General features: G+C 48.3%; 24 protein-coding genes. 16 read left to right on the top strand and 8 right to left on the bottom strand.

Annotated features, from left to right (window positions below; translation table 11 throughout):
- Positions 1 to 33 precede the first annotated feature (33 nt).
- The 5 genes from AELLOGFF_RS08400 (at position 34) to AELLOGFF_RS08380 (ending at position 8,652) form a co-directional block, all read left to right on the top strand.
- Positions 34 to 1,458 (top strand): TolC family protein, encoded by a 1,425-nt coding sequence (locus tag AELLOGFF_RS08400; protein ID WP_159268324.1) that lies wholly within the window; start codon positions 34 to 36, stop codon positions 1,456 to 1,458.
- On the top strand, positions 1,455 to 3,482 hold the full coding sequence (locus AELLOGFF_RS08395) for an efflux RND transporter periplasmic adaptor subunit (RefSeq protein WP_159268323.1): 2,028 nt from the start codon (positions 1,455 to 1,457) through the stop codon (positions 3,480 to 3,482). The genes AELLOGFF_RS08400 and AELLOGFF_RS08395 overlap by 4 nt, the downstream gene beginning before the upstream one ends.
- Positions 3,476 to 6,661, top strand: coding sequence for an efflux RND transporter permease subunit (locus tag AELLOGFF_RS08390; protein ID WP_159268322.1), 3,186 nt, complete (start codon positions 3,476 to 3,478; stop codon positions 6,659 to 6,661). Before AELLOGFF_RS08395 ends, AELLOGFF_RS08390 begins: the two co-directional genes overlap by 7 nt.
- A 306-nt stretch (positions 6,662 to 6,967) precedes the next feature.
- The gene (locus AELLOGFF_RS08385) at positions 6,968 to 7,723 is read left to right on the top strand and encodes an AraC family transcriptional regulator (RefSeq protein ID WP_159268321.1); all 756 of its coding nucleotides are present in this window, start codon (positions 6,968 to 6,970) and stop codon (positions 7,721 to 7,723) included.
- A 71-nt stretch (positions 7,724 to 7,794) separates the two neighbouring features.
- A complete protein-coding gene (locus tag AELLOGFF_RS08380) occupies positions 7,795 to 8,652 on the top strand; it encodes a sterol desaturase family protein (RefSeq protein ID WP_159268320.1) in 858 nt (285 codons plus the stop codon).
- A gap of 205 nt (positions 8,653 to 8,857) precedes the next feature.
- Here the strand turns inward: AELLOGFF_RS08380 and AELLOGFF_RS08375 are convergent, their stop codons facing one another.
- Together AELLOGFF_RS08375 and AELLOGFF_RS08370 are read right to left on the bottom strand one after the other, a co-directional pair.
- Positions 8,858 to 10,279 carry a heavy metal sensor histidine kinase gene (locus AELLOGFF_RS08375; RefSeq protein WP_159268319.1) on the bottom strand — a complete coding sequence of 474 codons (1,422 nt, stop codon included), beginning with the start codon at positions 10,277 to 10,279 and terminating at the stop codon, positions 8,858 to 8,860.
- Positions 10,266 to 10,958 carry a heavy metal response regulator transcription factor gene (locus tag AELLOGFF_RS08370; RefSeq protein WP_008250303.1) on the bottom strand — a complete coding sequence of 231 codons (693 nt, stop codon included), beginning with the start codon at positions 10,956 to 10,958 and terminating at the stop codon, positions 10,266 to 10,268. Before AELLOGFF_RS08370 ends, AELLOGFF_RS08375 begins: the two co-directional genes overlap by 14 nt.
- Before the next feature lie 175 nt (positions 10,959 to 11,133).
- Between AELLOGFF_RS08370 and AELLOGFF_RS08365 the strand changes: the two genes are divergently transcribed.
- From AELLOGFF_RS08365 to AELLOGFF_RS08345, 5 genes are all read left to right on the top strand, one after another.
- Positions 11,134 to 12,987: a copper resistance system multicopper oxidase gene (locus AELLOGFF_RS08365; RefSeq protein WP_159268318.1), complete on the top strand. Its 1,854-nt coding sequence runs from the start codon at positions 11,134 to 11,136 to the stop codon at positions 12,985 to 12,987.
- Positions 12,984 to 13,823, top strand: coding sequence for a copper resistance protein B (locus tag AELLOGFF_RS08360; protein ID WP_159268317.1), 840 nt, complete (start codon positions 12,984 to 12,986; stop codon positions 13,821 to 13,823). The genes AELLOGFF_RS08365 and AELLOGFF_RS08360 overlap by 4 nt, the downstream gene beginning before the upstream one ends.
- Before the next feature lie 51 nt (positions 13,824 to 13,874).
- Positions 13,875 to 14,177 carry a hypothetical protein gene (locus AELLOGFF_RS08355; protein WP_200842626.1) on the top strand — a complete coding sequence of 101 codons (303 nt, stop codon included), beginning with the start codon at positions 13,875 to 13,877 and terminating at the stop codon, positions 14,175 to 14,177.
- Between the two features lie 61 nt (positions 14,178 to 14,238).
- Entirely contained in the window at positions 14,239 to 14,820 is a 582-nt protein-coding gene (locus AELLOGFF_RS08350; RefSeq protein ID WP_200842625.1) for a c-type cytochrome, read from the top strand.
- Between the two features lie 115 nt (positions 14,821 to 14,935).
- Complete coding sequence (locus AELLOGFF_RS08345; protein WP_123181029.1) at positions 14,936 to 15,301, top strand: hypothetical protein; 366 nt, start codon at positions 14,936 to 14,938, stop codon at positions 15,299 to 15,301.
- A gap of 202 nt (positions 15,302 to 15,503) precedes the next feature.
- Here AELLOGFF_RS08345 and cadR read toward each other — a convergent pair whose 3' ends face one another.
- Positions 15,504 to 15,902, bottom strand: coding sequence for a Cd(II)/Pb(II)-responsive transcriptional regulator (cadR, locus tag AELLOGFF_RS08340; RefSeq protein ID WP_008250292.1), 399 nt, complete (start codon positions 15,900 to 15,902; stop codon positions 15,504 to 15,506).
- Between the two features lie 79 nt (positions 15,903 to 15,981).
- Between cadR and AELLOGFF_RS08335 the strand changes: the two genes are divergently transcribed.
- The 6 genes from AELLOGFF_RS08335 to AELLOGFF_RS08310 all read left to right on the top strand — a co-directional run bounded on the left by AELLOGFF_RS08335 (position 15,982) and on the right by AELLOGFF_RS08310 (position 23,273).
- Positions 15,982 to 16,872, top strand: coding sequence for a cation transporter (locus AELLOGFF_RS08335; protein WP_159268316.1), 891 nt, complete (start codon positions 15,982 to 15,984; stop codon positions 16,870 to 16,872).
- A 59-nt stretch (positions 16,873 to 16,931) separates the two neighbouring features.
- Complete coding sequence (locus AELLOGFF_RS08330) at positions 16,932 to 17,270, top strand: hypothetical protein (RefSeq protein ID WP_159268315.1); 339 nt, start codon at positions 16,932 to 16,934, stop codon at positions 17,268 to 17,270.
- 149 nt (positions 17,271 to 17,419) lie between these two features.
- Positions 17,420 to 18,694, top strand: a complete 1,275-nt coding sequence (locus AELLOGFF_RS08325; RefSeq protein ID WP_235035625.1) for a TolC family protein — start codon at positions 17,420 to 17,422, stop codon at positions 18,692 to 18,694.
- Positions 18,691 to 19,626 (top strand): efflux RND transporter periplasmic adaptor subunit, encoded by a 936-nt coding sequence (locus AELLOGFF_RS08320; protein ID WP_159268313.1) that lies wholly within the window; start codon positions 18,691 to 18,693, stop codon positions 19,624 to 19,626. The genes AELLOGFF_RS08325 and AELLOGFF_RS08320 overlap by 4 nt, the downstream gene beginning before the upstream one ends.
- Positions 19,627 to 19,715: 89 nt before the next feature.
- The gene (locus AELLOGFF_RS08315) at positions 19,716 to 22,859 is read left to right on the top strand and encodes an efflux RND transporter permease subunit (protein WP_159268312.1); all 3,144 of its coding nucleotides are present in this window, start codon (positions 19,716 to 19,718) and stop codon (positions 22,857 to 22,859) included.
- A 93-nt stretch (positions 22,860 to 22,952) separates the two neighbouring features.
- Entirely contained in the window at positions 22,953 to 23,273 is a 321-nt protein-coding gene (locus tag AELLOGFF_RS08310; RefSeq protein WP_008250279.1) for a P-II family nitrogen regulator, read from the top strand.
- 106 nt (positions 23,274 to 23,379) lie between these two features.
- On the opposite strand, the gene AELLOGFF_RS08305 is transcribed toward AELLOGFF_RS08310, so the two are convergent.
- The 5 genes from AELLOGFF_RS08305 to merR all read right to left on the bottom strand — a co-directional run bounded on the left by AELLOGFF_RS08305 (position 23,380) and on the right by merR (position 26,017).
- On the bottom strand, positions 23,380 to 24,414 hold the full coding sequence (locus AELLOGFF_RS08305; RefSeq protein WP_159238037.1) for a DNA-binding protein: 1,035 nt from the start codon (positions 24,412 to 24,414) through the stop codon (positions 23,380 to 23,382).
- Between the two features lie 230 nt (positions 24,415 to 24,644).
- Positions 24,645 to 24,857 carry a GDCCVxC domain-containing (seleno)protein gene (locus AELLOGFF_RS18155; RefSeq protein ID WP_327785479.1) on the bottom strand — a complete coding sequence of 71 codons (213 nt, stop codon included), beginning with the start codon at positions 24,855 to 24,857 and terminating at the stop codon, positions 24,645 to 24,647.
- Positions 24,847 to 25,140 carry a mercury resistance system periplasmic binding protein MerP gene (gene merP, locus AELLOGFF_RS08300; protein ID WP_159268311.1) on the bottom strand — a complete coding sequence of 98 codons (294 nt, stop codon included), beginning with the start codon at positions 25,138 to 25,140 and terminating at the stop codon, positions 24,847 to 24,849. The genes AELLOGFF_RS18155 and merP overlap by 11 nt, the downstream gene beginning before the upstream one ends.
- 27 nt (positions 25,141 to 25,167) lie before the next feature.
- Positions 25,168 to 25,515, bottom strand: coding sequence for a mercuric transporter MerT family protein (locus AELLOGFF_RS08295; RefSeq protein ID WP_159268310.1), 348 nt, complete (start codon positions 25,513 to 25,515; stop codon positions 25,168 to 25,170).
- A gap of 115 nt (positions 25,516 to 25,630) precedes the next feature.
- The gene (merR, locus tag AELLOGFF_RS08290) at positions 25,631 to 26,017 is read right to left on the bottom strand and encodes an Hg(II)-responsive transcriptional regulator (RefSeq protein ID WP_159268309.1); all 387 of its coding nucleotides are present in this window, start codon (positions 26,015 to 26,017) and stop codon (positions 25,631 to 25,633) included.
- Between the last annotated feature and the right edge of the window lie 102 nt (positions 26,018 to 26,119).

Genomic DNA, 26,119 nt, shown 5'->3' with positions numbered 1-26,119 from the left:
CGCCAAGCAAAAGGTATTTTATGAGGATTGCTTATGTTCGCCCAATATTGGTGGTGTATCGCCGCCCTGTCCCGACGTTTTGTTGTTGCGGTCGTCGCCGTGTTGTCTCTGATTTTTGCCCCAGCACTGTATGCAGCTGAGGAATACACCCGCTCGGTAACGCTGTCATCGTCATCGGGGGCAGTAATGTCTGCCCAGGCGCTCGTTGACGAAGCGCTGCGTGCCAACCCTGGAATAACTGCCCTTGAAGCTGCGATTCAAGGGGCTGAAGCACGAATCGTTCAGTCTACTGCCTTGCCCGACCCACAGCTGTTTACTGCGGTTGCCCCCGACACCATCGGCGGTTACAACTCGCCGAACGGGCGCGGCAGCAATGTTCGAGTGGAATTAACGCAAACGCTTCCATGGCTGGGAAAGCTTCGTTTGCGCGGCGACGCTGCGACTAAAACAGCGGAGGCGGAGCGTGGTAATCTCGCGCTGCGGCGGCTAGAGCTACGTACAGTGGCGCTCAGCTACTATGCGCAGTGGAACTACATTCATCAGGCCATTACCATTAATGAGCGCAATAGCACCTTAGTTGATGAACTTCGTCGCGTGGCAGAAGCGCGTTACGCCGCGGGGATAACCAATCAACCAGACGTGCTGCTCGCAGAGGTAGAGCTTCAGCATATTCGCCACCGAAGCGTTCAATTGCGACGGCAATTGGCGACCCTGCGTGCGCAAATAAACACCTTGCTCAATCGCAGTACAACCGCGGACATTGCGCTTTCAAACGCTCTCCCCCCGCCAACGGCAATCCCTGATTTCGATACACTACGGCTTATCGCCCTGAGTCAGCACCCAGGTCTAGCCGCTGCCAAGCAACAAATAGCAGCAAGTCGCGACAGGGAACAACTGGCTGATAAAGACTTCTATCCAGATTTTAAATTATTCACTGGCTATAACAGCCTTTGGGATGAAACAGCCAAACGCTGGGTAGTCGGTATTGGTATTAACTTACCGCTAGGGCGGGATAAATATCGCGCGGCTAGGGATGAGTCCCGGGCGAATACCGTTGGCTGGCAATCTGAATTAGATGAGCTGCGCTCGCAGGTGCTGGGAGATTTAGAAGAAGCCCGTGTCCTCGTCAACGAAGCACTGCATACCATTGCCCTCTATGAGCACGATTTATTACCGAGAACAGCCGAGAATCTTAGCGCGACGCGGGCTGCCTATGGCGCAGGGGGCGGCCGTTTTAGTGAATTGATAAGCGCCGAGCAAGTTCATCTCGATGCCGAATTGAGCTTACAGCGTGCTCGCGCTGATTACCTAATTGCAAAAGCCGCACTTGAGAACACGCTCGGCGGACCGTTGGCCTTGTCCAAATATAGCCAGCAACAAAATAGCAACATGGCGGCAAGTCAAAATAGCGCTACCGCAAAAATCAAACCAAATGCCACCTCGGAGCACGCACAATGAAACAGCGATTTCTTGTCAGCATCATAATTATTTTGGTCGTGGCTTTAAGTTATTTTAGCTATGTTTATCGTTCATCTACCGATGCCTTCACTCAGCAAATGAATGATGCAAAAGAATATCGGACGGACGATTATCACATCGCCATTGCATTCAAGGATGACCTCCCCGCAGTGGGCAATAACACTGCCATTTTGCGATTGAGAGACACCAAGGGAAACCCCATTCCCGAGGCAAAAATTCGCGGGCAGGCAGAAATGGCCGCAATGGGCAGCATGCCATCAATGCGCGCTCCCGTGGTATTTAATGAGGTTTCACCCGGCATTTACACTGCCGAATTCGACCTCGCTATGCGCGGTGAATGGCCATTAAAATTACAGATCAGCAAAGACAATAAGTCAGCCGATCTCAGTTTTGATATGGCGACTGGACGCTCAGGCCTCACTATTAGTGGCGGCGGCGTATCAATGGCCGGTGAAATGCCCGTCAACGACAACCAAACCACATTTCCCTCTACGCCAGGTGTCGACCTCAGTTTAAATAAGCAAGGTTTCTATACCGTTGGCAAATACCTTATCAACGTGGCGTTATTAGAAAATGCCAAACTCCGTCAAGGTGATAATCCGCTGATAATTACTGTGCAGGACAGGCAGAATAATGTGCTGAACAATCTCGATGTTCGCCTGTTAGTCAAATCAGCACTTGAGCAGTCGATGACAAACCCCGGTGCCGAGGACACTCCAGCGCAAGACAATGCCGCCCTTGTGGCGTTGCTGCCAAGTACGGATGGCCATTACCACGGCACTATTGTCCTACCACAAGCAGGGGATTACGACTTTGCTATCGACGTATCCAGTGACTTACTGGGCCACGGCGATTTAATTCTGACCGGCCAAACTGGCAGCAGCGAGTTACATGCTGCAACAGCAACACCTGCGGGAATTTCGCATTACACCTGTTCAATGCATACCTCAGTTCGCGCGGCCGCCCCGGGATCTTGCCCTATCTGCGGCATGGATTTAGTGCCGGTCAGCAAACAACAAACGCAGTCTGGAGTCATTAGTATTGATGCTCGCAGAAGACAATTAATCGGCGTAAAAACGGCGACAGCAGAATATAGAGAGCTCAGTAAATCGATCACGGCGGTGGGACGTATTGCCTACGACCAGCACAGTGCTAGCGAAATAAATTTGAAATTCGATACCTGGATTGGTGAGTTAAAAGCGGATTTTATTGGTGCCCGTGTCGAGCGTGGCCAAGTACTGTTCACGGTTTACAGCCCAGAACTGCTAACAGCACAACAAGAATATTTAGAAACTCGAGGTCGATTAGCAAGTCGTGGATCAGACGACAGCTTGCTAAAGGCCGCCCGCTCCCGCTTAAGTCTATGGAATATTTCTAATGCTGACATACGCGCACTAGAGCAGCGCGGTACGCCAATCGAGTTTCTGCCAATTTACGCCGAGAAAAGTGGCGTCGTGGTGAATAAATCCATCGTGAGTGGCAGCTATGCGAAAGCCGGCAGTATGCTGCTGCAATTGGCTGATCTCTCGACTGTTTGGGTTGAAGCCGAAGTCTATGAAGATGACTTGCTGTTACTGAAAAAGGGGATGTCTGCGACTGTTAACATGCGAAACCTCAGTGAGCGAGAGTACCCCGCAAAAATCGATTACATTTACCCAAGCGTCAATCCCCTCACCCGCACCACTCGCATTCGATTAATTCTCGACAACAGCGATGGCGAGCTCAGGCCGGATATGTACGCTCAGGTTCACTTCAACAAGGAATTAGGTAAACGCCTTTGGGTGCCAGACGAAGCCGTCATGATTGCGGGAGAAACCCGTGTTGTCTTTGTGGATTTAGGAAGCGAGGGAAAAATAAAACCCGTCTTAGTCAACACTGGCCAGAGAACAAAAGGCTGGATAGAAATTACAGCGGGCTTATCCGGCGGTGAACAGGTAATCACGTCTGGTAATTTCTTAATTGCCGCTGAAGCGAAACTGAAAACGGGGATTGCGCAATGGTAAATCCTCAAAGCAATCATCCCCCAGGCTTTCTTGCGTCGCTAATTAGCTTTTGTGCCCGTAACTGGCTACTCACAATACTGCTGTGTGTGGGAGCATCACTCTGGGGTTGGCGATCTCTCATGGCCGCGCCGCTCGACGCCATTCCAGATATGTCAGACACCCAAGTCATTGTTTTTACCGACTGGCCGGGTCGCAGTCCCGATTTAGTGGAAGATCAAATCACCTACCCGTTAAGCACTACTCTGCTCGCAGCACCTGAAGTGAAATTTGTGCGCGGTCAAAGTTTTATGGGGCTATCGTTTGTCTACGTCATCTTTGAAGACGGCACTGATATTTATTGGGCGCGTTCGCGTGTATTGGAATACCTCAATAGCGCCAGTGCAAATTTGCCTGATGGCGTTACCCCGACCTTAGGGCCGGATGCGACCGGTGTTGGTTGGGTCTATCAATATGCTCTTAGTGACAAAACGGGTAACACAAGCCTCTCAGAATTGCGCAGTCTGCAAGACTTCAATTTACGCTATGCGCTGGAGGCGGTACAAGGTGTTGCGGAAGTGGCATCCGTTGGCGGATATGAAAAAGAATATCAGGTTAATATCGACCCTGACCGTTTGGCCGCCTATAACATTCCGCTACAAAAAGTCGCCGCTGCACTACGACGCTCAAATAATGATGTGGGTGGCAGGGTTCTAGAAATATCAGGTCACGAGCATTTTATTCGCGGTAGAGGCTACATCACCTCAACGGCGGATCTAGAAAGCGTGGTGCTAAGCACAACCGGCGATGGTATTCCTGTAAAGGTGTCTGACATTGCGACCGTGTCACTAGGGCCCGCAATGCAGCGCGGCAGTGCCGAGCTTAATGGCGAAGGCTTAGCTGTTGGCGGCATTGTGGTAATGCGCTTTGGCGAAAATGCCTTAGACGTCATAAATCGAGTTAAAGCTCGCTTGGAGGAGGTTAAGACATCCTTACCTAAGGGAGTTGAAATTATTCCTGTGTATGACCGCTCCGGCCTGATTGAACGGTCTATCGACACCTTAAGCCGAACGTTAAGTGAAGAGATCCTCATCGTCTCGCTCGTTATAATTGTGTTTTTGCTGCATCTGCGCTCGGCGCTAGTCGCTATCATCACCCTGCCTATCGCCATATTATTAGCGTTTATTCCTATGTATTACCAAGGATTAACTGCCAATATCATGTCACTCGGCGGAATTGCGGTTGCTATTGGCGCTATGGTCGATGCGGCGATAGCCATTGTAGAAAACATACACCGCCGCCTCGCATTATGGCGAGAGCAAACTGATAGCTCTCAGAGCCGCACAGACGTCATTATTGCCGCGATGCAAGAAGTGGGGCCATCCATTTTCTTCGCATTATTAATTATTGCCGTGTCATTTTTGCCGGTGTTTGCCCTTGAAGGCAGTGAAGGACGGCTTTTTAAACCATTGGCTTACACCAAAACCTACGCCATGTTTTTTGCAGCCCTGCTGTCCGTTACTCTGATACCCGCTCTAGCAGTTTTACTTATTCGCGGGCGTATTCGCGGCGAACACAGTTGGTTAAATCGAATTTTGATTGCGCTATATGCACCCGTGGTCCGCTGGGTGGTAGATAGTCGCTGGCTGGTGGTGGGTGTCAGCGTTCTTGTGCTGCTGTCTGCGATCATCCCCTTCCGTGGACTTGGTAGTGAATTTATGCCGCCATTGAATGAGGGTAGTATTTTGTATATGCCCACAGCCCTACCGGGAATGTCGATTAGTGAAGCTCAAAAGACGCTCCACACAATGAACCGAGAACTAATGACCTTCCCGGAAGTAAAAACGGTGTTTGGAAAAATTGGTCGCTCAACGAGTGCTACTGACTCCGCACCACTATCGATGATTGAAACCAATATCACCCTCAAGCCGAAAAGCGAATGGCGTGAAGGAATGGACTGGGATAGCTTAATCGCCGAGATGGATCAAAAGTTACGATTCCCCGGCATGCCCAATATTTGGTGGATGCCCATTCAGACGCGCACACAAATGCTCGCTACAGGGATTCGCTCGGCATTGGGCATAAAAGTGTTTGGGCCGGATCTCGCGACGATTGAAAGCACCGCGACCGCGATCGAACGTGCACTTCAAAGTGATAGCCGTACCAGCGACTTTACACGAAGCGCATTTGCCGAGCGCACCACGGGTGGTTACTTCTTAGATTTTGATATTGACCGAGACGCTGCGTCGAGGTACGGATTAAATGTTGCTGATATTCAAGATGTTATTGAGATGGCCATTGGGGGCAAGGTGGTTTCGCAAACGGTTGAAGGACGTGAGCGATACAATATTTTAATGCGTTATAACCGTGACTATCGCGACTCGATAGCTGCTTTAGAGCGTACTTACGTCACAACCAGCCATGGCAGCCAAATCCCGATAAGCCAAGTTGCGAAACTACACTACCGCAAAGGTCCGCCAATGATTCGCAATGAAGACGGTCAGTTAGTCGGCTTTGTTTTTGTCGACGTTGCCGACAATATCGGCATTCCGGACTACGTCGTGCTAGCCAAAAAAGTGGTCGCTGAAAATGTCGACATCCCCACTGGTTATCGCCTCGCCTGGGCTGGGCAGTTCGAAAATTACGAGCGTGCAAAATCGCGTCTAGAAATTCTCGTACCGATGACCCTAGGGCTGATTTTTATGATGCTGTACTTTCATCGAAAATCGCTAATCGAAACACTGATTGTCATGCTCGCACTGCCCTTTTCTCTGGTTGGTAGCTTGTGGTTTTTGTGGATGCTCGAATACAAGATATCAGTCGCCGTGGCCGTGGGCATGATTGCCGTGGCCGGTTTAGCGGTAGAGCTTGGTCTACTGATGATGCTGTATTTAGATATATCTTGGCGACAACGTCGTGATGACGGCCTACTCAACTCCTTTAATGACCTTACTGAGGCAGTAGTCGACGGTGCAGCCAAACGACTACGCCCAAAATTAATGACTGGACTCGCATTAATTTTGGGCTTAGTACCGATCATGCTAAGCAATGGCAGCGGCGCCGATCTAATGAAACGGGTCGCTGCGCCAATGCTGGGCGGGGTTGTGACCTCGCTCATTATGGTTCTAGTGGTGTTTCCGGCATTGTTCGTGATCTGGAAGCAACGCTCTAAAAATGTAGCACCGGCAATCAAATCCTCATAAAACTACTGCTTAGCGATGGCCGGGTAGCTAAGGCTACCCGGCATTATTATAAATTCGCAGCAAGTCTCCCTCCGAAATATCGCGTCGTATTACAATGGAGCCTAGGTGAATTTCAATTTACAGTCGGCGAGCGTAATTGAATTGGGGGGAGTTTCAAATTTTCAGGTTTGCTGATCCATTAGAATTTTTCTGGAAAAGGCGCATGCTAGCGTTTAGATATATTAAGGCTCACATCTCCTTAACGACTTTATATTATATGGCAAAGCGAAATAGTTGATCCAAGATAGTTCCTGAGGACTCGAAAAAATGCATCAAAATCAATTATTATCACAGCCTTGGCTAGGGTCGGCGGCCATAACTGCAGGCATGGGGGTATTTCTTGGCGCCTCGGGCGACAACAAACCTCACCGGCATTGGGCTCATCAAATCGCTATTGGCCTAGAAGAACCAATAGCGCTTCGATCTGACAAAACACGATATTTCGAACGCGGGCTATGGATACCTGCGGGTACCATTCATCAACTAGAAACCGCACATGTATTATGCATCTATATTGACCCAACACATGATTTTTGTAAAACACTTCTACCGCAGATAGCCGTAGAGGAATGGTCTATATCCTTGCTGAATGAAGAAATTTCATCCGAGTATGTAACGCGCTTTGCCAAAGTAAAAAACCTCCACGCAGCGTTGATTAGCTTCGACAAGCAATGTCGCTGTCAATTCAGTGACACTCCAGACGAGCGATTGAATGTCATTTTGGCAGCACTTAAAGATGATATTAGTAGCGGCAACAATACTACGCAGAAAACCTTATCGAGTTTGCTACATCTCTCACCCAGCAGGTTCTCTCATTGGTTTACAGAGCAAACAGGCATGCCATTACGCAGTTACAGGAAGTGGCTTAAACTGCTGGTCGGATTTGAACTATCGCGGCGAATGCCTCTCACCGATGCAGCACTTTTATCTGGTTTTTCTGATCAGGCCCACTTCTGCCGAGCTGTTACGCAGGCATTTGGCGTAAGCGCTACAACCATTAAGCAACTGCTGTTACAAAAATAGCTTTTTCGTTCAATGTGCCACCATTGAAAAATGACAAACTAAGCACTCTGTAGCTATGGAAGCTTTTGCATATGAAAAGCACATTGGAAATGTTTGTCAAAGTCCTGTACTTGCCTTTCTTTCTGATCGTAGGAAATGGCATCGCTATTTATATGGCAGAACAAAATTATTCAAAATTAGCCTTGGCGGCATGGGTCGGCTTACTCATCGCGGTGTCGTTCTTAATTGAACAATGGATGCCATTCAGTCCCGAATTCAACAAGCCTCAAGCAGACTCGGGGCGTGATGTTATTCATGCTTTAGTCAATGAATCACTGAGTATTGTCGGCGTACTAAGTATCCCAATCATTGCTAGTTTTATCCCATTTAATTCAATTTGGCCCTCCTACGCACCGCTGTGGCTGCAAGTGTTGTTGGCGGTGATCATCGCCGATATAGGCATTACACTGGCACATTACGCCAGTCATAGGTACAGAGCGCTGTGGCAGCTACATGCAGTACATCATAGTGTGAAACGTATGTATGGGTTTAACGGTCTTATGAAACACCCCTTGCATCAAACCATTGAAACCCTTGCAGGTACTGCCCCGCTACTCTTGATGGGCGCTCCACAAGAAGTCTTACTGCTGCTGGTTGTTGCGGTGGTTATTCAGCTGTTACTGCAACATTCCAATGTTGCCTATTTCGCAGGGCCGCTCAGATCTGTTCTAGCTATCAATCAAGTTCATCGCTTCCACCACCTGAATACGGCAAAAGAAGGCGATGTCAACTTCGGTCTATTCACAACGTTAACGGATCATCTCTTAGGCACTGCGTACTATGACAAAGAGAGAGTTATCCGTTCAGAAGATCTGGGCATCGGAACCGCGCCGGATTATCCCGTAGCTTATATTCCACAAATGCTAGCACCGTTCAAGCGCCTTCACTGAACCGCCGTCCCGCAGTAATTATCTCACGGCATTGCTAAATATATAGCTACTAACCCTTATTACAGTACCAAGCATCTGCGGACTTTTCAGATGCAGGTTATTACTCGGGAGTTATTATCGGAGGCTGATATTAAAAATCGTACTGGATGCCAACTAGTGTGGTGCGCGGTCGATTTGGACGGGCGCCGTCAGGATTACGTGAGACTTAGGCGCCAATGCCTGCAGTAACTAGGGGCAATCGAATTGAGAAGCAAGTCGCAACGTCATCGGAAAATGCCTCGATGTAACCGCAATGCGCTTCAATAATCGATTTGGTAATAGCTAACCCTAAACCAGTTCCCTCACTAAGACGCTGACGCGAAGGATCAACGCGATAGAATCGATCAAATATTTTTGGTAGATGTTCTGAGGGGATCTTTAAACCGGGGTTTTCAACACGGAGCTCTACCCATGCATCATCTGTTTTTTTTAGTTTCACGTTAATTGTTTGCCCGGCCGGTGTATATCGCAATGCATTTGATAGCAAATTAGATATGGCGCGCCTCAACATAGCCCGATCGCCACTCAGCATGGGTGTGCTTCCGTCTAAAGCCAGAACAATCTGTTTCTCCTCTGCCAAAGCCTCAAAAAAGTCAAATAACTCCCGCACTTCATGCCCGAGATCCAGCCACTCACGTACTGGATTACGTAAACCGTGTTCGCTTTGAGCCAACCACAGCATGTCGTTGACCATTTTCGCTAAGCGTTCCTGTTCTTCTAAATTTGAGTATAGTAACTCTTGGTATTCCTCCAAGCTTCTGGCCCGATTAAGCGCCACTTGGGTTTGGGTAATGGAATTTGTTAAGGGTGTACGCAGTTCGTGGGCGATATCAGCAGAAAAGTGCGAAAGTCGAGCAAAGCTGTCTTCCAAACGACCGATCATGTAATTGAATGAGTCAACAAGCCCTCGCAGCTCACCCGGTACAATATTTGGGTCTATTCGCACATGCAGGCGATCGGCTTGGACATCGCGCATAGTGTCGCTTAAGCCGCGCAGCGGCGCATGCCCCTGATGTACGCCAAACCAAGCGGCCAACAACGTGACGACGCCAGCTAAAGTCATAATAAGCCACAGGCTGCGCCTAAAATTATCGAGAAAGAGGATATGGAAGTTCATATCCATGGCCGCGACAATACGATAATTACGTCCACTAATTAGAGTTTGGGTAATGGCACCTCGGTAAGCATTTCCCCCTGCGCCCCAGCTATGTAAATTAGCTGCTAAAATACGGGAGACGGGCGTATAGAGAGTCACTGGCGTGAGCAGTTCGTCATCACTCGGCCCGTAGATGAGTTGTCCGTCTGGGCTCCAAACTTGGAAATATACGCCATGATGTCCTGAAACCGCGTGGGATAGCACTTCAGGTAGCCGCGGGATGTCGTCTGCGCCTGCCCGTAACGCCCGTTCCACGGCCTGAGTAATAACAATGAGCTCATCGGCATCCTGCTCAGCAAAGTGACGTTTTACGGCTTGTTGAACAAGGTGTGCAGTCATCAGTAGGCTTAGGCCGATGGCAAGGGCAACGAAGACCATCACTCTTGTTGTTAGCGATAACGGGCGACGCTTAACTCGACTAAGCCACTTCATTATCGTCTTCGATCTCCAGTTTGTAGCCCATGCCACGCACAGTGTGAATCAACTTTGCTGGGAAATCGTCGTCGATTTTGGCACGCAGACGGCGAATCGCAACGTCAATAACGTTTGTATCGGAATCAAAATTCATATCCCAAACTTGGGAGGCTATCAGGGATCGTGGTAATACCTCGCCCTCTCTACGCGCTAAAAGCTCCAACAGGCAGAATTCCTTGTGGCTAAGACTAATTTTTTTACCTCCACGGCTAGCGCGGCGGCGCGGAAGATCTAAGGTGAGGTCTGCAACAGTAATTTGATCTGAAAGCACAGGCGCTACACTTCTGCGCAGCAAGGTACGAACTCTAGCTAGTAGCTCAGCAAAGGCAAATGGCTTAACCAAATAATCATCTGCGCCAAGCTCAAGCCCTTTAACCCGGTCTTCTACGCTATCTCGGGCGGTAAGAAAAAGTACTGGAGTTTGCCGACCAGCTTCCCGAAGGGACTGCATAATTCGCCAGCCATCAACATCGGGTAACATGACATCTAACACCATCAGGTCAAAAACTTCCGTCATTGCAAGATGGTGGCCATCGAGGCCGTTACGCGCCAGCGTGACCATAAATCCTGCCTCAGAAAGCCCCTGGCGCAAGTAATCGCCGGTCTTGAGTTCATCTTCCACTACCAATATCCGCAAAATTGCGTCGCTCCGTCGTTTGGCTTAAGTCAGTTTGATAAACATTATGGATGAGGCCTTCCAACACAAAGATGACTTAAAGATTACAGATTTGTAATCTTTAAGTCATGCGAGTGACAGGTGTAGGTCTCTAGTATTACGAACACAAATCACTGAATGTATGAGGTAGTTGCCCGTGAGCCAATGGCTTCCCCAACAAAAAAGATCTTTGCAACCAAACCGCCGTCGCTTTGTGCAAGGCCTTGCGGCTGGCGGCGTACTGGCGGCAACACCCACTTGGTTACAGGCAGCAATGAGCAGCAAAGTGGCACAGGGGCAAACGCCTGTTCTAAGTGGGCGTGAAATCAATCTTGTTATAGCCGAAAGTCCCGTCAACTTTACCGGCGTGACACGTATGGCAACAACGATCAACGGTTCCATACCCGCTCCTACTTTGCGTCTGCGCGAAGGCGATGAAGTGACGATTCGCGTCACCAATCACCTAGCAGTTGCCACCTCCATCCACTGGCATGGCATTCTTCTACCCTACCAAATGGATGGCGTGCCTGGCATCAGTTTCAAAGGCATAGCGCCGGGCGAGACCTTTACGTATCGATTTACCCTACAGCAAAGCGGTACCTACTGGTATCACAGCCATTCCGGTTTTCAAGAAATGACGGGGATGTATGGCGCACTAATCATTGAGCCTAGAGCAGGCGAAAGACACCGTTCTGACCAGGATTATGTGGTGCAACTTTCAGATTGGACTGACGAAGATCCTATGCGCGCTTTCAGTAAATTGAAAATGCAGAGCGATGTCTACAATTTCAATCAGCCCACCTTCTTTGACTTTAGCGAAGATGTTTCAAAGGTCGGTTTACAGGGCGCACTGGAAAAGCGTCAGATGTGGAACCAGATGCGCATGAATCCCACCGACTTAAACGATCTATCGGCGGCCACGCTGACCTTCCTCATGAACGGTACAGCGCCTAATGGTAATTGGACGGGACTGTTCCAAAGAGGGCAACGCATACGCCTGCGCTTTATTAATGCGGCAAGCAATAGCTTTTATGATGTGCGTATTCCCGGCTTAAAATTGACGGTCATTCAGGCCGACGGCCAAGATGTCGAACCGGTTTCCGTCGATGAATTTCGCTTTGGCCCCGGCGAAACCTACGATGTATTGGTTGAACCTGCAGACGATGCCTACACCATCTTTGCCCAGAGTATGGATCGCACCGGTTATACCCGAGGCACATTAGCATTGCAGCAAGGTCTATCTGCGCCAGTCCCTGCGCTTGATCCGGCAGAGTGGCTGACGATGTCAGATATGATGGGTGCAATGGGCAGCATGGCCGGCATGAATCATGATTCCATGAAAGGTATGGAAGGAATGAATCATGGCTCGATGAAGGGCATACAGGGAATGGGCAGCATGGACGGTATGAAGGGCATGGCAGGAATGAAGGGTATGGATCATTCCGCCATGAATCACCAGCCAAAGAATCCTTTGGCCAAGCCCTCTAGCACTGTCAACCACGCCAGTAGTGAATACGGCGCGTCTGTCGATATGCGAGTGGATACACCGCGCACCAATCTTGATGATCCAGGTATCGGTTTACGTAACAACGGCCGACGAGTATTGACCCTAGCCGACCTGAAATCAATTAACGGGCTGCTGGATGATCGTCGCACACCAACCAAGGAACTTGAACTACACCTCACTGGCAATATGGAGCGCTACAGCTGGTCATTCGACGGTTTGGAGTTTGGTAAAAGCACACCGGTGTCGTTGAAACACGGTGAGCGCGTTAGAGTTATTCTGCAAAATGACACCATGATGACGCATCCAATGCATTTACACGGCATGTGGAGTGAACTCGAAACCGACCAGGGAGAGTTGCGAGTTCGGCGCCACACCATTCCCGTTCAGCCATCGCAACGCATCAGCTTTTTAACAACCCCCAATGACCTTGGTCGCTGGGCGTGGCATTGCCACCTATTATTTCATATGGATGCGGGGATGTTCCGCGAAGTGGTGGTGTCATGAGCAATATGAAACATATCGTCGGCTTCGCGGTGATTAGCGCAGCGTTTAATGCCTCGACCTCATGGGCGCAAATGGATCATGGCGAAATGCAAATGCAAGGTGGTAGTGCACCAGATAACGCTCGCGATCCACATGCCTATTCAGATGGCTACACGCTTACAGACGGCCCATATGCCCAACAAGGCCCGAGGCAACTAAAGCTGGCTGATGAACATGCGTTCCTTTCTGTATTAGGCGACCGCCTTGAATACAGCGAGGATAGTGGCGATACGACCTTCGACCTTTTAGCTCGGTATGGTACTACTTACGATAGTCTCGTTGTAAAAGCTGAAGGTGATACTAAGGGTAGTCAATTGGAAGAAAGTCAGACAGATCTACTCTGGAGTCACGCTATCAGCGTCTTCTTTGATACTCAGCTGGGTGTGCGGCTGGATCAGTACAAAGAAGGTAGCGATCGCCAATGGCTCGCTGCGGGCATCCAAGGTTTAGCGCCGTATTGGTTTGAGCTAGACGCTACCGCTTATCTCGGTGACGATGGACGTACGGCGCTTACCTTCGAAGCGGAATACGAGCTATTACTAACCCAAAAGTTAGTATTACAGCCTCGAGCCGAGCTTAACCTTTACGGTAAAGATGACCCGAGTAATGGCCTTGGCAGCGGTCTATCAGATCTATCTATAGGCTTGCGACTGCGCTATGAAATCAGCCGTCAATTCGCGCCCTATGTCGGCGTGGAGTGGTCGGACGCATATGGCGGTACTGCTGATTATCGACAAGCTGCAGGACAGGACATAAACGATACGCAATTAGTAGCAGGCCTGCGGTTCTGGTTTTAATTAAATTATCGATTACTCATATTCCCAACTCAAAGATTAAGGATTATTCCAATGCGCTCAAAATTTATAACAATGTCAATTGCAATCTCTACGCTGGCTTTTACTTTATCAGCCCAGGCTCATGATCCCAAAGAGCACATGAACAACGCAGAAAAACCAGATTGCGCGGCCATGGAAAATATGGATCACAGCAAAATGGATATGAACGACCCTGTCATGCAAGCCATGATGAAACAGTGCATGGGCGACATGGAAGGTATGGAAGGTATGAGTGGCAGTGAAGCGCCTCAAGGCGCTAAACCGGCGCAACACGGAAATGAAAGTAGCACGGAACAGACTGGCCATAATCACTGATATAACTATTTCGAGTCACCCAGCAAGACTTCATTAATTCTTTAGACGATTTGGAAATATTATGGCCGCAAACAAATTTCTACGCTGTGGTAAATGTTTGATGATTACCGCCGTTGTCGCGATGTTGGGCGGTCTAGCATTTCTTTACTCTGGTCTCTACCCGATGGGAGCTGATGTGCCGCACAATGGCCTAACATATTGGGGGCTCGAAACGATGCGGGAACGCTCCATTTCCCGAGCGGCAAGTACGATTGAGGTTCCCAATGATCTAGCCTCATCAGAGCGACTGCTAAAAGGTGCTGCTGACTACAATGCGATGTGCGCGAGCTGCCACCTGAAACCTGGTAAAAACCAAAGCGACTTTACTTTGGGCCTCTACCCTGCCCCACCCAATCTCGCACAGAAGGGTGATGATCATGGCCATGATGGCGGCCACGATGACAACACCTATGCTTTACAACGCCAATTCTGGATTATTAAACACGGTATCAAAGCATCTGGCATGCCATCATGGGCACCTGGGCATGACGATGAGCGTATATGGAATATGGTGTCATTTTTACAACGATTACCTGAACTAAGTACTGGGCAGTACCAGGTTCTCACTGCACGTAGTGACAACACCAAAAAACAGGAACATTGATTACTGCCTAATCAATGTTCCAATTAACGCTATACACTCGATAATTCAATATGAATACCGCACTACCCTTCTGTGATGACATTTAAAAACTCTACTAACAACCAGAGAAATAGCCATGGCAAGCGCTAATTATACTTTGAAATATATGCTGGCAGTATTCATCCTTAGCCCCCTTTTCGCCGCAGCCCACTCAGCACATGACCCTGTTAAGGAAATTCACAAAAAAGATCAGACGATTGCGACCCGACAGTCCGAATTTGATCAATTACAGTACTCAGGGCAAAAAATAGAAAATCTCCAAGACCAAATTACCGCCATGGAAAGTAAAATACTTATGATACGAAATTTGATGGCTAGCGATTATCCTCATATCAAGGAAAAAATGAGCAAGTACTCTTTCGACTACATTAAAAGTGTAGAAGAATCACTAGCGCAGTTAAAAAACACATTACAGCAAACTGATACATTACTTAATCAATAGTGATGGTTCGTAAATTGCGTCGAGCGCAGTCAACAAGCTCTAGTAGGAAGCTTCAAACGACTCTCTGTATTTTGTACGCACTAATCTAATCGGCTAAATACAATTTTCTCGATCGCTACCGCTGTCACAATTCGGCGGTCGCTTCCATATCACCTGGCATGGACAAGCTTTTAATAGTGGAGTGAGTGTATTAACTCTCAAGTTATTTTCGAGATACCGATAAAGTTTGAAGAATCCCGCACTCTTTAACAGTACTTTGATTTGAACAGCTATTTCGAAGCGTCATCAATTTGTTTTGGAGGTCTTGTAACTCATTTATTCGAAGTGCAACTTGCTCTATATGGCTATCAACCATTCTGTTCACATCATCGCATCCTATTCCTGGCTGCTGATTTAGCGCTATAAGTTGCCGAATTTCGGCAAGCGAAAGATCAAGGCTTCGACAATGCTTGATGAACCTTAGCTGGTCTACCGTCGCGGAATCATACAAGCGAAAGTTACCGTCACTGCGCCGCAGCGAGGCCAACAGCTTTTCTTTTTCATAGTGCCGTATGGACTGCACAGAACACCCAGTTAACTTGGCTAGCTCTCCAATTTTCACCAATCTCACCTCAATGCTTGACTCTATAGTTACCATAGAGTTTAGGCTAAGCATGATTTAAAGTAAAAGGAGCGGCGCAATGACACTGACTGGCAACGGCCAACCTGCAGAGAATACCGATGATAAAGGTACTATAAGCACCCTGCAGCCCGATAAAATCTACGTTAGCCAGTTTGTGGTTTCCAAGATGGACTGTCCTTCTGAGGAACGCATAATTCAGATGGCTCTAGAGGGCATGGAACCGGATGTGGTTCTAGAATTTGACACGCCCAACCGCATGCTGAAGGTATTTCACAGTGGCAACCTTGTCGCCATACAGTCTCGTTTGGATTCGCTTAGCCTCGGCGCGAAAATTAAAGATACTCACAATTTAGACCACGATGAACTGTCGCAAGTGATAGCTTCAGCAAAAGAGGCAAGTTTAAAAGAAGGTACCATCCTAAAATGGTTACTTGCGATTAACGCAACCATGTTTGTTGTTGAATTTTTGGTTGGGTGGTTGGCGCAATCTGCTGGGCTTATTGCAGACTCGCTAGATATGTTCGCTGACGCGACAATTTATGGCGTGGCACTCTACGCAGTTGGCCACAGCGTCAAAAGGAAGCTGCAGGCTGCTCACCTTTCAGGCTGGTTGCAACTAGCGTTAGCTTTAGGTGCGCTAAGTGAAGTGATACGACGATTTATGTTTGGCAGTGAACCTGCGTCCACTTTGATGATGAGCTTTGGTTTTATCGCTTTGATAGCCAACGTAATATGCCTAATTTTGATATCTAAAAGCAAAGATGATGGCGCACACATGAAGGCCAGCTGGATTTGCTCATCGAACGATGTGATCTCCAATGTGGGTATTATTTTAGCCGGCGTGCTTGTCGCAGCAACAGGTTCGCGTTACCCTGACTTGCTGATTGGCTTGGTTATTTCCGTCATTGTGTTGCATGGCGCGCACCGAATTCTGAAGTTAAAAGCTTAAGCAGTTCGGCGTTTCGAACGCTACCAGATACCAAACGGCATTCATTAAAAAGGTTAATTGTGACTAAACATTGGACATCTTATCTGCTGATAATACTGATTGCTTGCCAGTCAGTATTTGCTTTTGCGGATAACCATGACGTTCAAGACGCAAGTCCATTGGCTGTATTTGATCAAAGTGACATCACTCAAAACGAATTAATTGTTAAGCAGCTTAATACCAAAAATTCGACACATCTAGACAACTGCGACCACTGCGGTTTTTGTCATCATGGCCAGCTAGTTCCGGCACTCCTGTCATTTTCATCTGCTCCTAGCACTGTATTACTCAAAACCCAATATAATATGGCGATTCCTAACGACCCGCTATTCTCCTTCTACCGCCCTCCCAAAGTTTAAGCCTACGTTTTACTAATCTAACGACATTTCGGTTATTTCCGTAATGTTCAGCATGATTCCGTCTATTAAACGTGGATTTTTACATGGCTATTCGCTTTTTTATGCCTACGAGATTCGTATGGCGCACGCAACACAGCTTTAGAAAGCTGATGCTTTTATTTTTGTTTTTCGGCTGGCAAGTATCTTTTGCGCACGCTGAAGCTACAAATAACTCCCTTACGCTCAATGCCGCACTTAAGCGTGCTATCGAGCTAAACCCGTCATTAAAGGTTTTTGAGTTTCGCAATTCTGCGCTAAGTGGGCAGATGCAAATTGCGGCGCTAAAACCTGCCTATGAGCTAGGAATTGACGCAGAAAACTTTTCTGGCGCTGATGAGCTCAGTGGGTTTGATGGAGCAGAACTTACCGTTTCGCTCTCCTCTGTTTTGGAAATGGGTGATAAGCGCTCAGCGAGGCGGGGTATTGTTTCAAGTAGTCGCTCAGTGATCGATGCACAGCGACAAGTGGAATCATTGGAATTATTAGGCGAAGTGACCCGACGTTATGTGGATGCGCTTGCTGCACAGGAGCAGGTTACCCTTGCGAGAGAAGCCAATAGGCTTGCCAATGAAACGCTTAATATCGTGAGACGGCGCGCCGAAGCTGGGGCAGCGCCTGAAGCAGAGGTGAAACGGGCACTCGCGGCTGCGTCACAGGCTGGCCTAACGCTACAGTCCACCCAACAGCAGCTTAACTACTTAAAAGTTTCCCTCGCTGCGCTCTGGGGTGAAAAAACGCCTAATTTTGTGACACTTGAAGGTGATTTATATCACTTTGGCACCGATATTGAGTTTGACTCGCTCTTCGCAAAAATGGAGAAGAATCCAGCAATCCTCATTTTTGCGGCTGAAGAGCGCCTCAAGGATGCCGAACTGCGCGTTGCCACAACACAGTCGAAAGCGGATGTCAGTTGGTCGCTAGGCGTGCGTCGATTTCAAGCAAACGATGATTCTGCACTAGTGGCCGGCTTCAGCATGCCGCTGTTTTCCGGCAGAAGAAACACAGGGGCGGTCTCTGCCGCGCGTGCCCAGCGCAATGAAATCTATGTACAAAAAGAAGTGGCTTTACTGAGTATGCACACACAATTGTTCCGTGCATTCCACAATAGAAAGCAAGCAATTCTCGCGGCCAAAACACTACAAAGCACCATCATCCCTGCGCTGCGAGATGCACTCAAAGAAACTCAAATTGCCTATGAACGTGGGCGCTATGGCTATTTGGATTACGTGTCTGCACGGCAGGAGTTACTGAATGCTCAGCGCACACTGATCGAAGCGGCTGCGTCTGCACTCACTTATGGCGCCGAAATTGAACAGCTAACAGCAGAGCCCTTGTCCTCGACGCTCTATAGCGTATCAAGCGATTTCTCAGGAACAGCACAATGAATATATACGATACGATTAAAACACCCATTATTAATGCCATTTTCTACGCCACAATTTGTTTTTCAGTATTAGTCGCCCATGCCGAAAGTGGACATGGCGATGAAGAAGATCATGACGAGGGCCACATTGAACTCTCTCAAGAGCAAATGAAGCACGCGGGTATCGGCCTAGCCCAAGTTGGGCCTGGCGCAATTCGCGAGACATTAGCCGTTTACGGGGTTATTACGAGCAATGCGGAACAAACCCAAGCCGTCACAGCCCGCTATGACGGCGTCATCCGCGCCGTCAATAAAACCATTGGCGATAACGTCCGCAAAGGTGATGTGCTTGTCACTGTTGAGGCGAATGAAAGCTTAAAAACCTATCCTATTTATTCTGCACTTAATGGTGTCATTAGTCAGCGCAACGCCAATATTGGCGAACAGACAAACGATAAAACACTGTTTGTTGTTGAAGATTACTCTAGCGTTTGGGTAGATCTTTCCGTGTTCCCCAAAGACATCGCCAAGCTCTCATTGGGGCAAACGGTAAGGATAAAAAGCACTAACCACGCCAGCACTGGCGAAGGGAGAATTTTCTTTATTGCCACTCAGGGTAACCCTTCTAATCAAGCCACCACAGCGCGCGTCCTGCTGAACAATGTCGACAATCTATGGAAACCTGGACTTTTTGTTAATGCCGAAATCACCCAAACAGAAACTGCTGCAGCCACTGTTATCAACAATGAAGCTGTGCAACTGATCGAAGGTGAAACCGTTATTTTCGTGAAAGGAGACGAGGGTTTTGAACCTCGTAATATCACCTTAGGTCGCACAGATGGCGAAGCCAGCGAAGTACTGCGTGGACTAAAAGTTGGCGAAACATACGTAATCAAAAATAGCTTTGTTTTGAAATCTGAAATGGGCAAGGAGGATGCTGAGCATGGACATTAATCACATCCACCGCACTGCGAACTCCAACCGCAGCTATTGCCACCAGCACTACGTTATTTCGTGGTGCGAGACCGTAGTAGGGCCTCGCTATGATCGATAAACTTATTCATTTTTCAATTGCACGCCGTTGGCTGATCATGTTTTTTACGCTCGCCATTAGTGCACTCGGTGTGTGGAATTATCAAAACCTGCCCATCGATGCTGTACCCGATATCACCAATGTACAGGTACAAATTAATACGGGTGCACCCGGTTACTCACCGCTGGAAGTAGAGCAGCGGATTACCTACTTGGTCGAGCTGGCAATCACCGGATTACCTTACGTAGAGAGTACCCGCTCTTTGTCGAGATATGCGCTCTCTCAGGTCACCGTTGTGTTTGAAAAAGGGACGGACATTTACTTTGCCCGCAACTTGATCAATGAACGTTTGCAGCAGGCCAAAAGTGATATGCCCTCGGGCATTGAACCCGTGATGGGGCCAGTAGCGACCGGCCTCGGGGAGATTTTTCACTACGCGGTGCACGCAGACGACGATGCCCGACAGCCAAACGGCGAGAAATATGATGCGACTGCCTTGCGCACCTTGCAAGATTGGGTCATTCGTCCCCAGTTGCGTCTGGTCAATGGTGTGACGGAAATCAACACGATCGGAGGTTTTGAAAAAGAGTTTCACATCACTCCGACCCCTGCGCGACTATTAACCTTCGGCTTAAGCTTTGATGACTTGGTTGAGGCAATAGAAAAAAACAACGCTAATGTTGGTGCGGGTTACATTGAAAAAAATGGTGAGCAATATCTTATTCGCGCACCTGGGCAAGTTGCCGACATTGCTGAACTGGAGAAGATCATCGTCACTCACAAAGACGGTATCCCGATAACAGTAGGAGATGTCGCCGACATCAGTTTTGGCAAACAGCTCCGTACCGGCGCGGCAACCCGCGATGGGGAAGAAACCGTACTCGGCACCGCCGTGATGCTGTTGGGCGGTAATAGTCGCAGTGTTTCGGAAGCGGTTTCCGCAAAGCTGGTGGAAATCAATAAAACACTGCCCAAAGGGATCACCGCCGAGCCCGTCTATAACCGAACGGTACTCGTCGATAAAACCATTGCAACCGTACAGAAGAACCTACTTGAAGGTGCCGTACTGGTTGTCGTTGTTTTACTAGTCATGCTCGGCAACGTCCGCGCCGCTTTGCTCACTGCGATGGTCATTCCGCTGTCAATGCTAATGCTCATGACCGGTATGGTACAAGCCAAAGTCAGTGCTAACTTGATGAGCTTGGGAGCGCTCGATTTTGGTCTTATTGTCGACGGCGCAGTGATTATTGTTGAGAACTGCATACTAAGACTGGCTGGTAGGCAGCATCAACTCGGCCGCATACTCAAACTGGATGAACGCTTCCAAACCGTTTTCGCCGCGACACGGGAAGTTTTCACGCCAAGCTTGATCAGCGTTCTGGTGGTGATTTTAGTAAACTTGCCGATCCTCGCTCTCACCGGCGTGGAGGGGAAAATGTTTACGCCCATGGCCATGGCCGTGATCATCGCCTTATTGTCGGCCTTGGTGCTGTCATTAACCTTTGTGCCCGCTGCAGTCGCACTGTTGCTCAGTGGTCATATTGAAGAAAAAGACAACATCATTGTTCGTCAATCAAAACGGGTGTATACCCCAGTTCTGGCGTGGGTACTCAAATTCCGTTTCAGCGTATTAGCCGGCGCGGTACTGCTAATCATCGCTGTTGGTGGATTGACCACAAAAATGGGCACTGAGTTTATTCCAAACCTGGATGAAGGTGATATTGCCATTCAGGCTTTGCGTATTCCCGGCACCAGCCTTACTCAATCCCTCGACATGCAGTTTCGGCTTGAACGCGCTGTACTGGAAATACCGGAAGTAAAAACCTACTTCTCACGCGTCGGTACCGCAGAGGTTGCCAGTGATCCCATGGGGCCAAACATCTCTGATGGCTATGTGATGCTGAAAGATCGTGCAGACTGGCCCGACCCCGACAAGTCTAAAGCCCAATTGCTAGAAGATATCCGGCAAAAACTAACGCTCATCCCCGGTAACGCGTTCGAGATTAGCCAACCGATACAGCTTCGCTTTAATGAACTGATTTCCGGTGTTCGCTCAGACCTAGGCATTAAGATTTACGGCGACGATCTAGATCAGTTATTGAAATCAGGTTCTGAGATTGCAACGGCGCTTAACGGCGTTGAGGGTGCCGAAGGCGTCAAAGTAGAGCAGGTTTCTGGTTTACCTATATTGTCGGTTGAAGCCAATCGGCCGGCACTATACCGCTACGGTCTGAACGTCGCTGATGTCCAAGAGGTATTAGCCGCTGCGACAGGTGGCGAAGAAGCCGGATTAATCTTTGAGGGTGACCAACGGTTTACTATCGTCGTACGGGTGGCGGAGGAAATCCGCAACGACTTGCGAGCGCTAGAACGGTTGCCGATACCACTCCCGCAAGGAGGCTACGTACCACTCAATGAAGTCGCCACGCTCACGCTGGCACCGGGGCCGAATCAAATTTCCCGCGAAAATGGTAAGCGTCGCCTCGTTGTTAGTGCCAACGTACGGGGCCGGGATTTAGGTGGTTTTGTTGCCGATGTGCAAACTCAAATTGAACGAGAGGTGACCTTGCCGCCCGGCTATTGGCTGGAATACGGTGGTACGTTTGAGCAACTCCAATCCGCAACGGAGCGGTTAAGCCTCTTAGTACCCGTGACACTTGTCATGATTTTTGCCCTACTCATGATGACCTTTGGTTCTGCGAAAGATGCGGCACTCGTATTCAGCGGTGTGCCACTGGCGCTAACTGGCGGTGTCATTGCGCTTTGGCTGCGTGACATCCCCTTGTCTATCACCGCAGGCGTTGGCTTCATTACGCTATGCGGTGTTTCGGTACTCACCGGCGTAATGATGGTCTCGGCGTTTAGAGATCAGCTGGTGCAGGGTAATGATATCGATCTATCGATCAAAGAAGGCGCGATGTTACGTCTACGGCCGATACTAATGGTCGCGTTGGTAGCCGCGCTCGGATTTCTGCCGATGGCCCTCAACACCAGCACGGGTGCGGAAGTGCAGCGGCCACTCGCGACGGTGGTTATCGGGGGAATCATCTCCTCTACCCTATTAACCCTACTGGTTTTGCCCGGTTTATACCGTATGGCTTACCGCAAACCAAAAAACATCCCTGAGAGTGATGAGAGTCAAATGGCATCTTAATGCTTTACCGTCTGGCCATAAGGCTGTGCATTACTTATGGCCAGACAAATCCACAACCATAAATATCGCTCTACTAATTCATGGAGTACCGTTATGAAACAAATCAAAGCATTTATACACCATGTCAGATCCGCCATTGTAGTTGAAGCATTACGCGATGCCGGCTATAAAAATCTAACCCTGCTAGATGTAAAGGGGACGCTAAAACCACTTAGCGAATCCGAACAATCGTATTCAACAGATGCTGGTGTTGTTATTTCTGAGGTTCGAATCTCACTAGTCTGTGAGGATTCTCAAGTTGATGATGTCACTGGCATTATTCGTACGGCTGGAAGAATTGGCCCACATATCTCCGGCTGGGTTTATGTTAGCCCCATAGAGCAAGCACTGCCTATAGGCGGGCCGGGTAGCTAACAGCGAGATTCGCACCCAAAATCAACTAAATTTTAACTCCGTAGGCAATCATAGGCTTTTCAATCAAAGCCCTGAAAACTGCTTACGGAATTATTCGAGCGGGAAATTATTTGATGTGATTGTCCGGGACGTTATCAGTGATTACCCCTGTGGCCCCAGCGATAAGTTGATTAATTACGTCATTTTTAGCACTAACCCCAGCCTCCAACATAGCTATTTTAACGATTGAAGCCTGTTGTTTGGACTGCAGACCTCCATATTCTTGCCTCAATTTACCGTTTTCTACAGAGTAGGATTCAATTTGTTCTCGGGAGTTGCGTAACTCGATATTTAGTGACTGCTCAGACAATGCTAATGCCTTTACTCTGCTCTCAAGTTCATTTTTCTCGGATGTCAGGAGACTTAGTGCTTTTTGAGCGGCGCCAAGCTCCGAGATAAAGCGTGAATTATCCTTGTTTAGCTGCGTGATATCGGATTGCTTAAGCGACAAAGTTTGATTTAAAACGCGATTTTCTGCGTGTAACTGTTGGACTTGCTGCTCGTGCCTGCGTTGATCTTGGTCGCGCTGCTCCTGAACTGATTGCCGATAGTGTTCAAGGGCCTCACGATTGTGAAGATGCTTTTCCTCCAGCGACTCAATTTGGGTCTGTTTTTCCTTGAGTAATGCTGTCAGTTTTGATTCGGTTTGTTTTGCTTCGGCCGCATTTTCTGCAGAATGAGTCAGTGCGATATCCCTACCTTTTAAATCAGTTTCTAAGCACTCTAACATTTGTAATTGCGAAGCATTTTGTTTGCTCAGTACGTCTAAAGCCTGCTCTGACGCACTATTTTTTGAGAGAAGGTCCTGTAATTGTTGTTCAAATTTATCTGCTTGCTGCTCAACGATAACGTTCGCCTCCTCCCTTAATCCTGCGGCCAAACGTGTAATAAGCTCCTTAATAGGCTTACTGAGTAGCTCAACATCGTCCATTCTGGTGGCGGACTCTTCTTCTAATTCTTTGAGGTATCGATGAATAGTGGACTTAGAACCGGTGTTGCCAAGTGCGATCCGTATCGTATCTATGGAGGGGTTTTGCCCTTTTTTAAGAACTTCTTCCCGCGCTTTTAAGACCAATGCTTTGTTGATTCCACCCCTAGCCATAAATCATCTCCAGTATATTTCGTACCATATTACGTATCATGTATATACATACCATATTATAGCTAGTGCTATTCGCATGATAGTGCTTTGATGACATTAAATAAGGGAGACTTATTTAGTGTTAGACTAATTGTTGTTCTGAATTTTCTCGAAGGCGGTACATTAACCGCAGTCACTCCGGATTTGTCCGAGGCTCGCAAATGTAAACCAGCGGCTAATTACACCCGTCGTCACAGCTCTGAATCAGCCTTTTGTATCGATGGGCACGCTAGTATCCCGAATGAGCAGAACACACAACAATCACCAGTCTTGGGGTTTAAAACTACATGGCATTGCTCGCATTCATAAAACCACTGACAAAAGTCTGTAGGCATCAATTCGACCTTCACATTGCCGCATTCGGGACAAGTTATTTTAGATTCAAGCACCACACTATTTTCCATTTGCAGCTTCGACTTTCACAGTAGACGGATAGCCTGCGTTTTTTGTCGCATCCGTTAATGTCTCGGGTGAAGCTTTAGCATCGTCGTAGGAAACAACGGCCAACTTATTATCAAAATCAACGTCTGCCTTTGACACGCCATCAACTTTTTCCAAAGCTTTCTGGACGGTGTAAGGACAAGTAACACAATTCATGGTCGGGACTTCTAGCGTGACGCTTGCGTCTTTCGCCCAAGTTGTTGCGCTAAATAGAAATAGTGAGGTCAGCAATACGATTTTTTTCATGATGTTCTCCGAATTTATTAAAGGGGTTTAAACAAAAAGAATGATCCAGTAATTGCTGGTGACCAAGGCCAAGGCGATAAGCACCGTCACCCACAAAATAATTTGGCGTCGCAACCGAACTTGTGGGAGTGCGCAGGCGGTTCCCGGATCGCATTTCTCAATGGGGCGATATACTTTCCAGGCTGCATAGCCAAAAAGGACGATGACTACAAGGATAAAATAAGGGCGAAAAGGCTCGAATAAGGTCAGATTACTAATCCAGGAGCCGCTAACCCCCAGTAATAACAGAACAAAAGGGCCTGCGCAGCATAATCCCGCCCCGACAGCCGCAATTACTCCGCCAATAAGCGGTAGGTTCGATTCTTTGTCACTCATAACTACTCCAGAATTCTCAGGCGTAGCCACAGTGTAATCTCTGTACCTAAGTACGGCGTCAAGGGCTTTAGTGATTTTTGTTTCTAGTGCAAGGGACTCTAGCTCGGCGGGAGGTTCAGGTTTGTAAGGCATCAATGACTGGGCAGTGACTTTCATCAGGGTTGCTTTTACACTGAATCACCATGTGTTTAAGCGCCTTTTCAAGCTTTTTGAGGTCTTTCACCTTGTCTTGGACGTGCGAAAGTTTGTTCTCGGCAAGCTCCTGCACCTGTCCACAGGGGCTGTCGTTTAAGCTTAACAGCCCTTCAATTTCAACCAAGGTAAAGCCCAGTTCCTGCGAGCGCTTGATGAAGCGTATTCGATTTACGGTGGATAAGGGGTAGTCTCGGTAACCCTCGGCGGGTTTGACCGGTTGCTCTATGAGGCCCTTACGTTCATAAAAGCGAACGGTCTCAATATTGATCCCCAGTTCTTTGGCAACCTTACTGATTGTTCTGGCCATTGCTTGTATCTCTCTTCACGATTGCCTTGATTGACTCCGTACTCCTATACGGAGTGTAGACTAGCCTATTAAGTTCAGGCTCTTCGAATTAAGCACAGGAAA

This window comes from Zhongshania aliphaticivorans, assembly GCF_902705875.1.
GTDB lineage: Bacteria > Pseudomonadota > Gammaproteobacteria > Pseudomonadales > Spongiibacteraceae > Spongiibacter > Spongiibacter aliphaticivorans_A.
Note: the sequence above shows the minus strand (reverse complement) of the source record. Positions and strands in the feature narration are given on the sequence as shown.

Coding starts and splice junctions, on each gene's coding strand:
- AELLOGFF_RS18155 (WP_327785479.1), bottom strand. CDS start 24,857: ATGGAAAATAGTGTGGTGCTTGAATCTAAAATAACTTGTCCCGAATGC.
- AELLOGFF_RS08350 (WP_200842625.1), top strand. CDS start 14,239: ATGGCCGCAAACAAATTTCTACGCTGTGGTAAATGTTTGATGATTACC.
- AELLOGFF_RS08375 (WP_159268319.1), bottom strand. CDS start 10,279: ATGAAGTGGCTTAGTCGAGTTAAGCGTCGCCCGTTATCGCTAACAACA.
- AELLOGFF_RS08335 (WP_159268316.1), top strand. CDS start 15,982: ATGACACTGACTGGCAACGGCCAACCTGCAGAGAATACCGATGATAAA.
- AELLOGFF_RS08345 (WP_123181029.1), top strand. CDS start 14,936: ATGGCAAGCGCTAATTATACTTTGAAATATATGCTGGCAGTATTCATC.
- AELLOGFF_RS08385 (WP_159268321.1), top strand. CDS start 6,968: ATGCATCAAAATCAATTATTATCACAGCCTTGGCTAGGGTCGGCGGCC.
- AELLOGFF_RS08355 (WP_200842626.1), top strand. CDS start 13,875: ATGCGCTCAAAATTTATAACAATGTCAATTGCAATCTCTACGCTGGCT.
- AELLOGFF_RS08360 (WP_159268317.1), top strand. CDS start 12,984: ATGAGCAATATGAAACATATCGTCGGCTTCGCGGTGATTAGCGCAGCG.
- AELLOGFF_RS08395 (WP_159268323.1), top strand. CDS start 1,455: ATGAAACAGCGATTTCTTGTCAGCATCATAATTATTTTGGTCGTGGCT.
- AELLOGFF_RS08310 (WP_008250279.1), top strand. CDS start 22,953: ATGAAACAAATCAAAGCATTTATACACCATGTCAGATCCGCCATTGTA.
- AELLOGFF_RS08400 (WP_159268324.1), top strand. CDS start 34: ATGTTCGCCCAATATTGGTGGTGTATCGCCGCCCTGTCCCGACGTTTT.
- AELLOGFF_RS08325 (WP_235035625.1), top strand. CDS start 17,420: ATGCTTTTATTTTTGTTTTTCGGCTGGCAAGTATCTTTTGCGCACGCT.
- AELLOGFF_RS08380 (WP_159268320.1), top strand. CDS start 7,795: ATGAAAAGCACATTGGAAATGTTTGTCAAAGTCCTGTACTTGCCTTTC.
- AELLOGFF_RS08320 (WP_159268313.1), top strand. CDS start 18,691: ATGAATATATACGATACGATTAAAACACCCATTATTAATGCCATTTTC.
- AELLOGFF_RS08390 (WP_159268322.1), top strand. CDS start 3,476: ATGGTAAATCCTCAAAGCAATCATCCCCCAGGCTTTCTTGCGTCGCTA.
- AELLOGFF_RS08295 (WP_159268310.1), bottom strand. CDS start 25,515: ATGAGTGACAAAGAATCGAACCTACCGCTTATTGGCGGAGTAATTGCG.
- merP (WP_159268311.1), bottom strand. CDS start 25,140: ATGAAAAAAATCGTATTGCTGACCTCACTATTTCTATTTAGCGCAACA.
- AELLOGFF_RS08305 (WP_159238037.1), bottom strand. CDS start 24,414: ATGGCTAGGGGTGGAATCAACAAAGCATTGGTCTTAAAAGCGCGGGAA.
- AELLOGFF_RS08315 (WP_159268312.1), top strand. CDS start 19,716: ATGATCGATAAACTTATTCATTTTTCAATTGCACGCCGTTGGCTGATC.
- merR (WP_159268309.1), bottom strand. CDS start 26,017: ATGGCCAGAACAATCAGTAAGGTTGCCAAAGAACTGGGGATCAATATT.